The 15,227-nt window shown below is 63.1% G+C and carries 12 protein-coding genes; 7 read left to right on the top strand and 5 right to left on the bottom strand.

Going from position 1 to position 15,227, the window contains the following annotated elements; all coding sequences use genetic code 11:
• The 3 genes from RBB31_RS05545 to RBB31_RS05555 form a co-directional block, all read right to left on the bottom strand.
• A partial coding sequence (locus RBB31_RS05545) for a CHASE4 domain-containing protein (RefSeq protein ID WP_306128271.1) occupies positions 1-1,572 on the bottom strand: 1,572 nt, incomplete at its 3' end.
• A gap of 276 nt (positions 1,573-1,848) precedes the next feature.
• Entirely contained in the window at positions 1,849-3,246 is a 1,398-nt protein-coding gene (locus tag RBB31_RS05550) for an FAD-binding oxidoreductase (protein WP_306128272.1), read from the bottom strand.
• A 122-nt stretch (positions 3,247-3,368) separates the two neighbouring features.
• Positions 3,369-4,274: a LysR family transcriptional regulator gene (locus RBB31_RS05555; protein ID WP_306128273.1), complete on the bottom strand. Its 906-nt coding sequence runs from the start codon at positions 4,272-4,274 to the stop codon at positions 3,369-3,371.
• Positions 4,275-4,416: 142 nt separating this feature from the next.
• Between RBB31_RS05555 and comD the strand changes: the two genes are divergently transcribed.
• From comD to RBB31_RS05580, 5 genes are read left to right on the top strand one after another with little or no spacing between them, the layout of a single operon-like run.
• Entirely contained in the window at positions 4,417-4,914 is a 498-nt protein-coding gene (gene comD, locus RBB31_RS05560; RefSeq protein ID WP_306128274.1) for a sulfopyruvate decarboxylase subunit alpha, read from the top strand.
• A gap of 1 nt (position 4,915) precedes the next feature.
• Complete coding sequence (gene comE, locus RBB31_RS05565) at positions 4,916-5,479, top strand: sulfopyruvate decarboxylase subunit beta (RefSeq protein ID WP_306128275.1); 564 nt, start codon at positions 4,916-4,918, stop codon at positions 5,477-5,479.
• Positions 5,480-5,525: 46 nt separating this feature from the next.
• Positions 5,526-6,482 (top strand): tripartite tricarboxylate transporter substrate binding protein, encoded by a 957-nt coding sequence (locus RBB31_RS05570; RefSeq protein WP_306128276.1) that lies wholly within the window; start codon positions 5,526-5,528, stop codon positions 6,480-6,482.
• A 27-nt stretch (positions 6,483-6,509) separates the two neighbouring features.
• Positions 6,510-8,012 carry a tripartite tricarboxylate transporter permease gene (locus RBB31_RS05575; protein WP_306128277.1) on the top strand — a complete coding sequence of 501 codons (1,503 nt, stop codon included), beginning with the start codon at positions 6,510-6,512 and terminating at the stop codon, positions 8,010-8,012.
• On the top strand, positions 8,012-8,467 hold the full coding sequence (locus RBB31_RS05580) for a tripartite tricarboxylate transporter TctB family protein (protein WP_306128278.1): 456 nt from the start codon (positions 8,012-8,014) through the stop codon (positions 8,465-8,467). The genes RBB31_RS05575 and RBB31_RS05580 overlap by 1 nt, the downstream gene beginning before the upstream one ends.
• Positions 8,468-8,511: 44 nt before the next feature.
• Here RBB31_RS05580 and RBB31_RS05585 read toward each other — a convergent pair whose 3' ends face one another.
• Positions 8,512-11,643 carry an efflux RND transporter permease subunit gene (locus RBB31_RS05585; RefSeq protein ID WP_306128279.1) on the bottom strand — a complete coding sequence of 1,044 codons (3,132 nt, stop codon included), beginning with the start codon at positions 11,641-11,643 and terminating at the stop codon, positions 8,512-8,514.
• Complete coding sequence (locus RBB31_RS05590; protein WP_306128280.1) at positions 11,640-12,806, bottom strand: efflux RND transporter periplasmic adaptor subunit; 1,167 nt, start codon at positions 12,804-12,806, stop codon at positions 11,640-11,642. Before RBB31_RS05590 ends, RBB31_RS05585 begins: the two co-directional genes overlap by 4 nt.
• A gap of 124 nt (positions 12,807-12,930) precedes the next feature.
• On the opposite strand from RBB31_RS05590, the gene RBB31_RS05595 reads away from it, so the two are divergent.
• Together RBB31_RS05595 and RBB31_RS05600 are read left to right on the top strand one after the other, a co-directional pair.
• Positions 12,931-13,599, top strand: coding sequence for a TetR/AcrR family transcriptional regulator (locus RBB31_RS05595; RefSeq protein ID WP_306128281.1), 669 nt, complete (start codon positions 12,931-12,933; stop codon positions 13,597-13,599).
• 99 nt (positions 13,600-13,698) lie between these two features.
• The gene (locus RBB31_RS05600) at positions 13,699-14,862 is read left to right on the top strand and encodes a mandelate racemase/muconate lactonizing enzyme family protein (protein ID WP_371931293.1); all 1,164 of its coding nucleotides are present in this window, start codon (positions 13,699-13,701) and stop codon (positions 14,860-14,862) included.
• Positions 14,863-15,227: the final 365 nt, after the last annotated feature.

Genomic DNA, 15,227 nt, shown 5'->3' on the forward strand with positions numbered 1-15,227 from the left:
GGACGAGTCGATCTGATGAAATGGTTCGAATATCCTGTCGAGTTCCTCGGGCTTTATTCCCGCCCCGGTGTCGGAGACATCGATATGGACCTGGTTTTCCGTTTCAGTGACGACGACAGATATTTTGCCGGACTCCGTGAACTTGATGGAATTTCCCAGAAGATTGATGAGTATCTGTCGTGTACGCGTCACATCCGCCCAGATCAGACTGGATATCAAGCTGGTCTCGAGCCGCAGGCCTTTCTGTTCGGCCAGGATATTCATCTGTGCCACCACGGGCTCGATAACCTTTTCCACATCACAGATCTCGGGATCGATCTTCATGCTTCCGGTTTCCAATTTGGCGTAATCGAGCAACTGGTTTACGAGGAACAGAAGGTGCTCGCCCGATTTGTCGATCTTCTCCATCGCGGTAGTCGTAAATTCCAGCACTTCATCAACGCTGCCCCGTATGTCGTCGACATCCGCCGGACGCAGGTTCAGCCGCTCCTCCAGTTGCTTTGTGGAAGGCAACTGACGCATATTTTTTCCGAGCCGTGAAAAACCCAGAATCACAGTCAATGGCGTTCTGAGCTCGTGGCTCAAGACGCTCAGGAAGTTCAGTTTGGCACGGTCCGCCGCTTCGGCTTCCTGTCTGGCCTTGTTCAGGGCGATGACATCCAGATGCGCTTGCGCCTCACTGGCCTCTAATTGCCCGGAAACGCCCACCAAACGCCGGACAAGCCAAAACAGGACCGCTCCGCCCGCAAGCACGAAAATCACCAGCGCAGGGAACATCTTGAGGAACAGGTCCATGCCCGGTCGGTATGGCTTCCATACGAGCCAGGAAAGAATGTTATTGGAAAGATCAGCCAGCGCAACACCCGCCAAATCTTCATCGGGGCGAGCGGATTGGAACGCGGTTTCATCAAGTTCGATTGCCTGGCCGACCTCCTGGGCAAGAACGTCATCGACGTAGCGCACGGCGATATGCAGCGGTTCTGTCTCAGGCAATTGCGGGATCTCGCCCGTGTCAGAGATGATGGGCACGACGCTAACCAATGCCACTTCTCCGGCGAGCCGAACCGGACTCACGACCGCCACGTCTGCCAGTTCCTCGAAAGCGTTGTCCTGCCCTGCGCTCGCCTCCGCCATGATACTGCGTAGTTGTGCCACAAGCGGAGCGATGGCATCGGCCCTCGTTTCAAAGGTTTCAGGCGCGCGGACGTCACCCGAAACAGAAGAGAAGACGGGCTTGTTTTCTTCGTCAAGAACGTAGCTCTCGTGGTGTCCGAAGTATTCCTGCATCCAGACACCGAGATTGGCGTCGATCCATTTCTCATTTCCGGCAGCGACATTCCGGATGGCGTCATCCCAAATTGTCGCGCTTCTCTGTTGTTCGGGAAGGCTGGCGACGGCCGCAGCGAGGCTGCGCGTCGCCATACGTTGTTGCCGATCCAAAGAAGATTGATCGACGATCCTGATCGCGTTGTGTCCCGCGAGAATGAGGGCCAGGAGGGCTAACCCGAACACGATCAACAGAGAACTGACAATACGGAACGAAAGTGTGCGTCTGCTCGCGAACTTGGGCAATTCTTTCCTCCTGCTTCGATCACCTAGGATTCTCTGAGCAGACAGCCTGCCGCGAAACCTCACCTCATGCCTCACCGATCATCACTTTAGTCTGTGATCGTTCATGGCATTCACCGTTGGTAATTGTTAATTTTGGCGAACACATGGCTGCGCCAAGCAAAAGGCACTTTCTTACATTTTAACGGGAAAACATGCAGGCCCCTCAATCCATAGTGGAACCTGAAAGCGTGTCAAGGCGGTTCGGCATGACCCGCAAGGCGCACCTTTAACTGGGCGCTAATCGATCAGCGCGCCGGGGTTCATGATGTTGTTGGGGTCGATGGCCTGCTTGATCTGGCGCAGAAGGGCCATCTTGCCGGGACTTGCATGTTTCTGCAGGTCCTTGCGTTTCAGGCGGCCGATCCCGTGTTCGGCACTGATCGACCCGCCCAGTGCCAGCGTCGCCTCGTTGATCGCCTCGCGCACGCGGTCGGCGATTCCGGGATTGGCCTGCAGGAAGTCGGCCTTGCCCGTGCCCTGGGGCGGAAAGACATTGTGGTGGATGTTGCCGTCGCCGATGTGACCGTAGCTGTTCGTCCGCAAGCCCTCGTGAACGCCGGCAATCGCCGCATGGGTTCCCGACACGAACGCGTCGATCTGGCCGATCGGCACCGCGGTGTCGCTGCTGCAGAACGCGCCGGTCTTGCGGTTGGCGTCGGGCGTATGCTCGCGCAGCGTCCAGAGCGCGCTGCGCTGCGCCTCGGATTCGGCCATCACGACGTCGACGACGAAACCCTGCTCGATGCAGTCCGCTAGCGCCGCCTCGGTTTCATCCCGCACGCCCGGATTCCCGGCGGCATCGATCAGCAGGTACCAGGGGTGGTCGTCGGCGAAGGGGTTTCTCAGTGTCGGGAAATGTTCGCACACGAGGCCCACGCCGAAGCCGCTCATCAACTCCATCCCGTTCATGCGGTTGCCGATGGCCGTGCGCAGCGCCCGCAGCACCCGCAAGGCATCCGCCGGCGAGGTGATGGCGCAAAAGGCGGTCACGGCCTCGGGGTCGAGCGGCTTCAGCGTCAGGCTGGCCGCGGTGATGATGCCAAGGGTGCCTTCGCTGCCGATCAGCAGGTGCCGCAGGTCATAGCCGGTGTTGTTCTTGCGCAGGGGGCTCAACTCTTCCAGCATGTCGCCCGACGGCATCACCGCCTCGATCCCCACGCAGAGATCGCGAGCGTTGCCGTGGCGCAGCACCTGGATTCCGCCCGCGTTGGTGGCCAGGTTTCCGCCGATGGTGCAACTGCCCTTCGAGGCCATGCTGAGCGGGAACATCAGGTCGTGTCGTTCGGCCTCGGCGTGGATGTTCTCCAGCACGCAGCCCGCCTCGGCGACCATCACGAAATCGTCCGGCGAGACGCTGCGCACGCGGTTCATCCGCTCCAGCGACAGGATGATGGCCGCGTCGTTGTCCAGCGAAAGCTGTCCCGCGACCACACCGGTGCCGCCGCCATAGGGGATAATCGCAATGCCGGCCGCGTTGCACAGCCGCACGATCTGCGACACCTGGTCGGTGGTTTCGGGCAGGACAACGATACAGTCCTTGCCGGTGAAGCTGCCGCGCGGGTCTTCGTAATAGCGCGCGGCATCTGCCCCGGACTTGCAGGCGGCTTCCCCCACGACGGACCTGATATCATTCAAGATTCTGTTGTCGGGTGTGTTAAAAGCCACCAACTGTCCGGTGCTCCTGTCGTGTGGATCGTGGTTCGGGCTCATTCTGTGGGAAAAGCGACCTTTAGCAAGGCAAGATAATTTACGATTATCTAAGCCATCTCTTTAGAAACCGTCTGCCCGCCATGCGCCGCGACAGTCCGGGTCAGCTCGTCCAGGAACCGCTCGACCAGCCGGTATTTCGAGCAATCCGCCCGGCTCAGGATGCCCAGCGTCCGCGACGGGGCCGTAGGCCCAAGCGGCAGCTTGCGCAGGCTGCCGAAGATCGGATCGGGCACGCAGAAATCCGGGCCGATCGACACGCCCAGATCATGCGCCACCATGCTCGCGATGGTATCGAGCGAGCTCATCTCCATCATGTCGCGCACCTTCAGCCGGCGTCTCGCCAGCCAGTCCTCGGCCATCACCCCGATGGCCGACAACGCGCTGTGCCGGATGAAGGGCTTGGCCGACAGGATGCGCACCGGGTCGGTTTCGGTCACCTCCACCGAGGTCAGCAGCACCAGCTTTTCCACCGCGAACGGTGTCCAGGTCATCGTGGCCGGCGTCCGGTTCGGCTCGCTGACCAGCGCGGCGTCGACCGTGCCGGTCTCGACCATCTCCTGCAAGGTCGGGCTGAGGCCCGGCACCACCCGGATCCGCAGGTCCGGATATTGCCCGATCAGACCCTTCATCGCCTTGGGCACAAGCCCGCGCAGCGTCGATGGCACCGCGCCCAGAACGATATCCCCGATCAGACGCGGATCGCCCGTCAGGTCGTCGAGGATCGTCTCGTAGGCGGCGACGACCTCCTTGGCCTTGGGCACCATCGCGCGGCCCAGCTGGTTCAGACGCGGGGATTTCTGCGAGCGGTCGAAGAGCGCCACGCCCAGCGTCTCTTCCAGGCGCTTCATCTGCTGGCCGACCGCCGCATGGGTGACGCAAACGCGGTCCGCCGCGGCATTGAAGCTGCCTTCCTCGGCAACGGCGATAAGGGTCTTGAACAGCGTGATCGACATGGCAGGGCGCTTTCACAACAGGATCGAAGGCACGATTTACTAAAGCAGAGATTTATAAATGGGAAAAGAATGTTGGTTTGTTAAAGCTCCTCTTATCGCGCAAGATCATGAAACATGAACTTATCGAGGGGGAGGCCTGCGCGTGAGCATCGACGCAAAGATCGTCGCGGATCTGGTGAAGAACGACGTCAAACTGGTCACGACGGTCCCGTGCAAACAGCTTGCCGGTGTCATTGCCGAAATCGACCGATGCGAGGATATCCACCACATCCCCGCCAACAAGGAAGACGAAGGCATCGGCATCTGCGCCGGCGCCTTCATGGGCGGCAAGCGGTCCGCTATCATCATGCAGAACACCGCGCTTGGCGTGACGGTCAACACGCTGGTGACGCTGACGCAGTTCTACCGGATGCCGCTGCCGATGCTGATCTCCTATCGCGGAGAACTGGGCGAGCCGGTGGCCTGCCAGGTGGAAATGGCCGTGCACACCAAGGCGCTGCTGAATCAGCTTCACATCCCGACCTATCACTTCCATCATGAATCCGACGCCGAAGAACTGGACCGGATCCTGGAATATACGTTCATGTGCAACAAGCCGGTCGCGATCCTGACCGATGCCACCTTCTGGAAAGGGTACTGACATGATCCGATCCGACGTCCTGCGCTCGCTGGTCCCGCTGATCTCGGACCATTTCGTGGTCTGCAACATCGGCCTGCCCAGCCAGGAGTTGCACATGCTGGATGACCAGCCGACCAATTTCTACATGCTGGGCACGATGGGCCTTGCCTCGTCGATCGGGCTGGGCGTGGCGCTGGCGCAGTCGAAAAAGGTGATCTCGATCGACGGCGACGGCTCGGTCCTGACCAATTTCGGCACGCTGCCCACCATCGCCAACAACGTGGCCGACAACTTCATCCTGCTGATCATCGACAATGGCAGCTACGGCTCCACCGGCGACCAGCCGACCTATGCCGGCATGAAGACGTCGCTCGCCAAGGTGGCCGAGGCCTGCGGGTGCGAAAACGTCATCGAATGCCAGGCCGAAGACTGCGCAGCCGTCATGAAAGACGCGCTGGCAGGTGACAAGATGACCGTGATCGTGTGCAAATGCGAAAGCGGGAACATCCCGGTTTCGGTCATCAAGACCGATCCGGTCGTGATCCGCGACCGGTTCATGACCGCGTTGAAGGAGGCCAACGCATAATCAAGACGGCGAAAACGCCGACATAAATCAGCTCTGGGAGGAACACATGCTGAAAAGAACATTTCTGAAGATGGGCGCGGCCCTGGCCGTGACCGCATCGCTGGCAACCGGCGCCGCTGCGGCCGAACTCAACGGGCCGGTCAACTACATCATCCCGTTCGGACCCGGCGGAGAATCCGACATTTCCGCGCGCTTCCAACAGCCGTTCTTCAAGGACAAGTTCGGCCAGGACATGGTGATCTCGTACCAGCCCGGCGGCGGCGGCGCGGTGGCATGGGCCACGCTCAACGGTCTCAGCGACGACGGTCAGACCATCATGGGCGTGAACCTGCCCCATATCATCATCAAGCCGGCGCAAAAGGACGTGGGGTTCACCACCGAGGACCTGAACGTCTTTCACATGTTCCACTTCACGCCCGACGCGATCATCGTGCGGGCCGACAGCCCCTACCAGACGCTGGAGGACCTGGTCGAGGACGCCAAGGCGAACCCGGCGCAGGTCACCATGTCGGGCTCGGGCAAGGCCACGGCCAACCACCTGGCGCATATCAAGTTCGACAAGATGGCCGAAATCCAGACCACCTATGTGCCCTTCAAGGGCACCGGCGCGGCCGTGACGGCGCTGCTGGGCAACCAGGTCAAGGCCGAATGGGGCTATTCCACCGTCGCCGCGACCCAGGGCGAAGAGGTGCGGATGCTGGCCGTCGCAATGGAGGAACGCCACCCGCTTTTCCCCGATGTGCCGACCTTCAAGGAACTGGGCTATGACATGGTGGGCGGCGCCTATCGCGGGATCGCCCTGCCGAACTCGGCCAACGACGAGGTCACGCAGATGTGGTCCGACATGATCGCCGAGATCAACAACGACCCCGAGTTCCGCCAGCAGATGCTGGATAACGGCTTTGCGATGCTGGATGTCGAGGCGGACGGCATGGACGATTTCATGGCCGCGCGCAGCGAGGAATATCTCAGCGACGCGCGCGAAGCGGGCCTGATCGAATAAGCTGACTTCGCGCAAAGGCCCGCCGACATGGAATTCGGTCACTTCCTGTCCGCCCTGACACCGTTCAATCTGGTTCTGGCGTTGTTCGGTGTCGTGGCGGGCACGGTCGTCGGCTCGATCCCGGGCCTTACCGCGACGATGGCGCTGGCCGTGCTGGTGCCGATCACGTTCAGCATGGATCCAGCCTCGGCGCTGATCCTGCTGGGCGCGATCTATACCGGGGCGATCTATGGCGGGGCCTACGCGGCAATCCTGCTCAACACGCCCGGCACGCCCTCGGCCATCGCCACCACGTTTGACGGCTATCCCATGGCAAAGCGCGGGGACGGCGACCTCGCGGTTGCACTCGCCTGCTTCGCCTCGGTCGTCGGCGGGCTGGTGGGGGCGTTTTCGCTTTTGCTGCTGGCGCCGCCCCTGTCGAAGGTGGCGCTGGCCTTCGGGCCGATCGAGTATTTCTGGCTGTCGATCTTCGGGCTGTCGCTGATCGCGTCGCTGTCCACCGGCAACCTGATGAAGGGTCTGGCGGGCGGCGCCTTCGGCATGCTGCTGTCGACCGTTGGCGTGGCCGAGGTCTCGGCCGATATTCGGCTGACCTTCGGCAGCCAGATGCTGGTCGGCGGTTTCGGCGTGATCGGGGCGCTGATCGGCCTGTACTGCATCCCGGTGCTGATCGACCTCGTCGCGACGCCCGACCGCCACCTCAAGATGGAAGAGGACGTGCGCTCGGTCCGCATCGGCGAGGCGTTCCGGATCGCCACGCGGTCCAAATTCAACCTGATCCGGTCGTCCATAGTCGGCACGCTGATCGGCATCCTGCCCGGCGCGGGCGGCTCGGTCGCAGGCCTCGTCGCCTATTCCGAGGCCAAGCGCACCGGCAAGCCGCACCAGAAATTCGGCGAGGGCGAGCCTGACGGCATCCTCGCCACCGAATCCGCCAATAATGCCACCGTGGGCGGCGGCTTCATCCCGACGCTGGTGCTGGGCATTCCCGGCACGCCGCCCGATGCCATCGTCCTGGGCGCCCTGTTGGTGCAGGGCGTCCGCACCGGCCCCACGATGTTCAGCCAAAGCGGCTCGATCGTCTTTACCTTCATCTACGGCCTCCTGATCGCCACGGTCCTGATGCTGCCCGCGGGCCTGCTGATCGGGCGCTACGCATACAAGTCGATCGTCAACATCCCCAAGGCCGTTCTCGTGCCGACGGTGGGGTTCATGACCATCATCGGCACCTTCTCGATCCGCAACAGCGTGACGGATGTGATCCTGATGCTGGGCCTCGGCGTCTTCGGCTGGGTCGTGGGGCGCTTCGGTTTCGCGGCCTCGCCCATCGTGCTGGGCCTGATCCTGGGCCCCATCGCCGAACAGGGCTTCGTGCAGGGCTGGACCATCGGGTCGGCCACGGGCAACCTCTTCGGCATGTTCTTCGGGCGGCCGATCTCGCAGGGGATCATCGCGTTCACGCTGATCACCCTCATCCTGCCGCTTTACACGGCCAGGCGGCGCCGCAGGAAAGAAGGGGAGCAGACCTGATGCCAGACCATCAGCGCCACCCGGAAGGCCATGTCGGATCGCTGGTGATTTCCGCGCTTTTCGTGCTCATGGGGATCATCGCGCTTTACGACACCATGGGCTATTCCGACCGCGACAGCCAGGTGTTCCCGCGTACCGTCGCGATCCTGATGATCCTGACGGCCGGGTTGTCCTTGGTCACCCGCTTTCTTCACCCGCGCGACAGCGGCGGCTTCGGCACCGGCACCTGGTGGCGCCGGATCCTGCTGATCGTCGCCATGTTCGCGGGGTGCCTTGCCATACCGCATATCGGTTTTCTGGCAAGCGGCGCAATCGCCTTCGCGGGCGGGCTCGTCGCGGCGATGCACGACAGGTGGACCCCGATGACCGCGCTGCTCTATGCCGGTAGTGGCGCGGCGGTCATGATCGCGTTCTTCGCTCTTTTCCGCTACGTTCTGCACGTCCCGCTGCCGTGAAAGGCGCCCCGAAGGTGTGAGCCGGGCCGGCAGGAACACACGCACTACGGGTTCGTCGCCGTCCGGAACGCCGTGGCACGCTTTTCCCCATGCCTTCGCCGACCAAGCATCAGCATGGCGGGCGTCACGATGAGGGTCAGCAGAGTAGCTATCACCAGACCGCCAGCGATCGCCGCGGAAAGCTCCGTCCAGTATTGGGTCGACGGTGCGCCGAAGATCATTTCGCGGCCGAGGAAATCGACGTTCAGGCCAAGAACCATCGGCAGCAAACCAAGGGCGGTGGTGATCGATGTCAGCAACACCGGACGAAGGCGCTGCGCTCCGGTCCGAAGTGCCGCATCACGTGCCGAAGCGCCGGAGCGGCGCAACTCGTTGAAGGTGTCGATCAGAACGATGTTGTTGTTCACCACGATGCCCGCCAGAGCGATCACGCCGACGCCGCCCATGACGATGCCGAAGGGGCGTCCGGTCACGATCAGTCCGAGCAGCACCCCGGCGACCGAGAAGATAATCGCGCTCATGACAACGAAGGCCTGGTAGAAATTGTTGAACTGAAGAACCAGGATCATGAACATCAGAACCACGGCGGCAACGAAAGCGCCGGCGAGGAATGTCATCGATTCCAGCTGGTCCTGTGCCTCGCCGGCGAAGTCGACGGTGGCGCCCTGGGGAAGAACGTCGCCATCGAGCGCCGCGCGCAGGGCCGCGATCTGATCGTTCACCAGAACCCCAGGCGCGACATTCGCCTCGATCGTCGTGACGCGCGCCTCGTCGATCCGCCGGATCACCCCGACCCGCTCTACCGGCTCGAAGGACACGAAGTTTGAGATCGGGACCAGCCCGGCGGAGGTCGGCACCCTCAGGTTGCCCAACTCGCCCAGCGAACGGTCATCGTCGGGAAAACGAACCCGCACGTCCATCTCTCCGTCGACGTCGCTCGGGCGGTAGTCGGTGACCGTGATGCCCTGGGTCAGCAGCTGGATGGCCTGGCCCAGCAGGCCGACATCGGCGCCGTAGCGCGCCGCCTGTACCCTGTCGACGTTGATCGCGACCTCGACACCCGGAAGCGGGCGCGTGTCCGTCACATCCACGAACCCGCCCAGATCCTCCATCGTGGCCAGAACGTTTTCAACGGCTTGGCTTTGCTCGGCGGGGCTTTCGGCCGATACCTGGAGGTTGATCGGCTTGCCGCCGCTGGGACCGCCGCTTTCGGTTTCCACCTGAACGTCGATGCCCGCGATATCCGCAAGATCCCGGCGGAGATCGGCGCCGATCTCGGCCGCTCTCGGCCGCTGGTCCCAGTCCAGCAGATCGAGCTGGATGGTGCCGATGATGTCCTCGTCGCCCTGTCCGGACGTCAGAACCGAGCGGGAATAGATGCTTTCCACGCCCTCGGTGCCGACAAGACGCCGTTCGACCTGCCGGACGAGGTCGTCGCGCTCATAGATGGACAGGTTGTCCCGGGCGCGGATCTGCACCTGCATGGCTTCCGGTTCGATGGACGGGAAAAAGCTGACGCCGCGCCCGACCTCTCCATACAGCGCGAAGGTCCCAAGCAGCAGCGAAATTGCAAGAACCACGGTGGCACCGGGGCGGCGGATGGCCTGCTCCAGAAGTCGGACATAGGCACCGGTGAGGCCGCCCACCCGGCGCGGATCGCCGTGCTCGGCCTCGCGCAGGGCGGTTTTTGCGGCCGCGGTCCGGGGCTGTGCGCGTCCGATCACGCCTCCGACCACGGGAATGAAGACCAGTGCCATGAAAAGCGACGCGGAAAGCGTCAGGATGACGGTGATCGGGAGATATTTCATGAACTGGCCGATCAGGCCGGTCCAGAAGAGAAGAGGAAAGAACACGCTGAGCGTGGTCGCGGTCGACGCGATGATCGGCCAGGCCATGCGCTTGGCGGCAGCGGCGTAGGCTTGCGCTGGCGTGTCGCCCTCGTGAAGGCGCCGGTCCGCGAGCTCGACCGTGACGATCGCCCCATCCACCAGCATCCCGACCACAAGGATCAGCGCGAAAAGCACCACGATGTTCATGGTCAGGCCCAGGGCCCAGATCGCGGCGACCCCGGCGAGGAACGCGCCCGGTATCGCAAGGCCGACCAGGATCGCCGACCGCAGGCCGAGGGCAAAGACGATGACCACCATGACGAGAAGCACCGCCGCCAGGACGTTGGATTCAAGGTCCGACAACAGGGTCTTCACCTCTTCCGACTGGTCCTGCAGATAGGTCACGCGGACGCTGTCGGGCCAGTCCCGGCTTAGCTGTTCGATCGTGGCGCGCACCTCGGCCACCGTGTCGATGACATTTGCGCCCGAGCGCTTGACGACCTCGAGCGACAAGGCCGGCTGGCCGTCGATCCGCGCGAACCCCGTCGGCTCTTCGAACGTCCGTCGAACGGTGGCCACGTCCGCGAATGTCACCACGGTGTCGTCCTCGACCTTGACGGGCATCTGGAGGATATCGTCCATGTCCTGGATGAGGCCCGGTACCTTCAACACCACGCGCCCGCCGCCGGTGTCGATGGCTCCAGCCGCGATCAGCTGGTTATTGCGCTGAAGCTGGTTCGTCAGGCTTTCAAGGTTCAGGTTGTATGTCTGAAAGACCGTGGGGTCGATCAGAACTTCCAGGAACTCCTCGCGCTCGCCCCCGATCTCGACTTCCAGAATGCCCGGAAGCGCCTCGATCTCGCGCCGCGCGTCTTCCGCCAGGTCGTTGAGCGTCCGTTCCGGCACGGGGCCCGACAGCGTCGCGGTAATGACCGGGAAGAGGGCGGTGTTGACCTCTGTCAGGTTCAGATCGCGTGCGTCCTCGGGCAGGTCGCTCTCGACGTTGTCGGCCGCTTCCCGCACCTTGCGCAGCGCTTCTTCGATGTCTCCGCCCGCCTGGAACTCGAGCTGGACGCTGGCAAACCCCTCCGCGGCCTCGCTCGACATCTTCTGAAGGCCCTCGATGGCCCCGAACTCGGCCTCCATCGGCTCGAGAAGGAGGCGCTCGGCGTCCGAGGGGCTGATCCCGTCGATCCCGGTCGAGACGTAGACGAGCGGCAGCGGAACCTCCGGGTTCGCCTCCTTCGGGATCGCAATGTAGGAGATGGCGCCGAATGCCAGGATCATCCCGAAGGCCAGCAGGACAAAGCGCGTGCGCGAGAATGCGGCATCGATCAGGGCGTTCATCGGTTCGCCTCGTCATTGTCCGCGGCCGAGGCGGGCTGATCCTCCAGCGCTGCCTCTGTTTGTGTGCGGACGGTCTCGCCGGCGCGCACGAAGCCCTGGCCCACCGTGATGATCTGCGCCGTCTCCGGCAGACCCGTCGCCCAGAGTCCGCCGATCTCGGCCTTGATGAGGTCCACCTCGTGAAAGCGCACGACATCGTCCTCGACCGTCTTGATCCCGGTGGTGCCCTCGGGGCTGAGCGAGACCACCGAGGCTTCGACGAAATGCGCCGTTTCCTCGCGCGTCGGGATGGTCACCTCTGCAGACACGCCGGGTCTGATGGCGCCATCGGGGTTGTCGATCCTGACCTCGGCCAGAAAGGTGCGGGTTTCGGGCGAGGCGGCACTCGCGACAAACTCGACGACGCCCTCGCGGGTCTGCCCGGTGATGAAGCGGACCTGCGCGCTCTGGCCGACTTCGATCCTTTCCCGCGATTGCTGCGGAATCTGGATCGCCACCGTTATCGGGTCGCTGTCGACGATCCGCGCCACCGCGGTTCCCGCGGCGGCATATTCTCCGTCGTTGAGCAGCAGGTTCTCGATGCTGCCGTCGAAGGGCGCAACAACGGTAAAGTTCGAAAGCGTCTCCTGCGCCGACGAGACCTGCGCCTCCGCCGCAGCCAGAGCGGCGCGCGCCTCGGCGACCCTGTCCACAGTGCCCGCCCCGCGGTCGAGCAGCGTGGTTGCGTTGTCCAGTTCGCGCCGAGCGCGGCTTTGCTCCTCTTGTGCCTGCGACAGAGCCGCTTCGGCGCGGCTGGCGTCAAGCTGGGCGATGACCGCGCCGCGCTCCACCATCTGTCCCTTGCGCACGGGCAGCGCGACCACGGTCCCGGCCGTCTCCGTCACGATGTCGGTGTCGCGTTCGGGCAGGGCCTGCCCCTGTGCGCTGAAGCTGAGCTGTACGCTACCGGCGGTCGAATTGCGCACCACGACCGACGGGGGAGGCGGTGGCGCCACCGCGGTTTGTGCCGGTCCTGTCTCCTGCTCGGCGAAAAAACCGCTGCCCATCCACGCGATGATCGCGGCCAGGATCGCGCAGGCCATCCAGAACGATCTCGAGGCGCCGCGGTCGCGGCGCATGTCTTTTTGCTCGGTGGTTGGCGCAACATCGGAATGTTCGGGCATGAGGGTGTTCCAGGCACAGGGTTGTCATGTCTTCGTCGGCGCGCTTATATACCGACAGTCGGTATGTAGTGGGAGAGCCGGGACGATGCAACCGGACGAGAAATCCGCGGCGCGACGTGAGCGAATGTCGGCAGACAAGCGTCAGGCCGCGATTCTGGATGCCGCCGCGCAGCTTCTGGCCAGGCAGGGGTGGGAAGAGGTCACGATCAACGACATCCTCGATGCCGCGGGCATTTCCAGGGGCGGCTTCTATCACCATTTCTCATCGAAGGATGATGTCCTCACGGCGCTGGTGCTCCGCTTCGCGGATGCGGCAAGCGCTGCCGCAAGATCGGGGATGAACAGGTCCGGGAAAGGATTCGTCGACCGCATCTCGATGTTTCTTCACGACGCCATTCAGTGGGAACTGGATCACAGCGACGAGATCATCGGCATCGTGAGCCTGGCCATGCGCCCCGGCAACGGACCGATCTTTCTGGGGCTGAGCCGGGAAACCGAGCGCCGAACGCTTCCGATTCTGAAAGAGATCCTTTCCGAAGGGATGGAGCGCCGCGCCTTCGACCTTGCGGATGTGGACCTGACCGCAGACCTCTTCCTCCGCGTGGCGCGCACGAGGTGGCTGAAGTTCATCGAACTGCAACAGGCAGCACGCGCGGGACGGCTTGCCGAGGCGCGGGATAGACTGCACCAGCGAGTGCGGGCCGAGCGACAAACCTATGAAAGGCTCCTCGGCCTGCCTCCCGGCAGCATAGAGCTTCCGCCCGAAGACGCCTTCGAGAAGCTTCTGCGGTAGAGTCCCGGTCCACCGGCACTGGCATCCGTGGCCGGTGTTCCGATAAGCTGCGTATCGAACGCGGCAAGGCGACAGCAAACCCGAACAAGGAAAGTGCCTTTGAAAATCGTTGATATCCGTGAGGTGACCAAGCCGATCTCGTCGCCCATCCGCAACGCCTACATCGACTTCAGCAAGATGACGGCAAGTCTGGTGGCCGTCGTGACGGACGTGGTCAGGGACGGACGCCGGGTGGTCGGCTATGGCTTCAATTCCAATGGCCGTTACGGCCAGGGCGGTCTTATCCGCGAGCGCTTCCGCGACCGCATCCTCGAGGCCGACCCCGCATCGCTTCTGAACGATGACGGCAGCAATCTGGACGCGCACAGGATCTGGGCGGCCATGATGCAGAATGAAAAGCCGGGCGGCCACGGCGAACGCTCGGTCGCGGTCGGCACCATCGACATGGCCGTCTGGGACGCCATCGCCAAGATCGAGGAAAAGCCCCTGTTCCGCCTGCTGGCCGACCGCAAGGGGCGGGAGGCAAACCCGCGCGTCTTCGTCTATGCCGCCGGGGGCTACTACTATCCGGGCAAGGATGACACCGCGCTCTGCAATGAGATGCGCGGCTATCTCGACCGCGGCTACACCGTCGTGAAGATGAAGATCGGCGGCGCGTCCATCGACGAAGACCAGCGCCGGATCGAGGCGGTGCTGACCGAAATCGGCTCCGAGGCGCAGCTGGCGGTGGATGCCAACGGACGCTTCGATCTAGAGACCGCGATCGCCTATGCCAAGATGCTGCGGCAATACCCGCTCTTCTGGTTCGAGGAGATCGGTGATCCGCTGGACTACCGGCTTCAGGCCACGATGGCCGAATTCTACCCCGGTCCCATGGCGACCGGTGAAAACCTGTTCTCGCATCAGGACGCGCGCAACCTGATCCGCCATGGCGGGATGCGGCCCGACCGGGACTGGCTGCAATTCGACTGTGCGCTGTCATACGGGCTTGTCGAATATTTGCGCACGCTCGATGTCCTTGATGAACTCGGCTGGTCCCCGTCGCGCTGCATCCCGCATGGCGGCCACCAGATGTCACTGAACATCGCCGCGGGGCTGGGGCTCGGCGGGAACGAAAGCTACCCGGATCTTTTCCAACCCTACGGCGGCTTCCCCGATGGCGTGCAGGTCGAGGAGGGGCACATCCTCATGCCCGACCTGCCGGGCATCGGCTTCGAGGGCAAATCCGACCTGATCGAAGTGATGCGCGCGCTGGCGGAATGAACAGCGTTGGCGGGGCAGGGGAAGACAGTGCCGGGGCCGGTTTCCGCTGCGGACGCATTGCCGGTCAGAGCGGGCTCTTGCAAGTTCGCGGTTCGGCATAGGTCCGTTCCTGATCGCGTGGCATGGCAGTGACGGCTCGGACCGGGCATCGACTCGAAACGGTGAAAGCAGCCTTGCGAAATCTCTGCTGTGGATTCCTCTCCGCTGTGCCTGCGCGCGCTTTCCGACCAAGGGCCGATCTGTGTCCAATGGACCCTCACTGAGCATTTCACGCGTGAGCGTCTCTCGCCTTGGGCAAGGGACACTCTGACGGGCGGGGCGGAACAGCGTCGGCGGTTATGTGTGTTTCGGATATTTTATCTTGC

The organism is Roseovarius sp. MMSF_3350 (assembly GCF_030733425.1).
Lineage (GTDB): Bacteria > Pseudomonadota > Alphaproteobacteria > Rhodobacterales > Rhodobacteraceae > Roseovarius.

Coding starts and splice junctions, on each gene's coding strand:
- RBB31_RS05555 (WP_306128273.1), bottom strand. CDS start 4,274: ATGTCGATCACGCTGTTCAAGACCCTTATCGCCGTTGCCGAGGAAGGC.
- comE (WP_306128275.1), top strand. CDS start 4,916: ATGATCCGATCCGACGTCCTGCGCTCGCTGGTCCCGCTGATCTCGGAC.
- RBB31_RS05570 (WP_306128276.1), top strand. CDS start 5,526: ATGCTGAAAAGAACATTTCTGAAGATGGGCGCGGCCCTGGCCGTGACC.
- RBB31_RS05575 (WP_306128277.1), top strand. CDS start 6,510: ATGGAATTCGGTCACTTCCTGTCCGCCCTGACACCGTTCAATCTGGTT.
- RBB31_RS05580 (WP_306128278.1), top strand. CDS start 8,012: ATGCCAGACCATCAGCGCCACCCGGAAGGCCATGTCGGATCGCTGGTG.
- RBB31_RS05585 (WP_306128279.1), bottom strand. CDS start 11,643: ATGAACGCCCTGATCGATGCCGCATTCTCGCGCACGCGCTTTGTCCTG.
- RBB31_RS05590 (WP_306128280.1), bottom strand. CDS start 12,806: ATGCCCGAACATTCCGATGTTGCGCCAACCACCGAGCAAAAAGACATG.
- RBB31_RS05595 (WP_306128281.1), top strand. CDS start 12,931: ATGTCGGCAGACAAGCGTCAGGCCGCGATTCTGGATGCCGCCGCGCAG.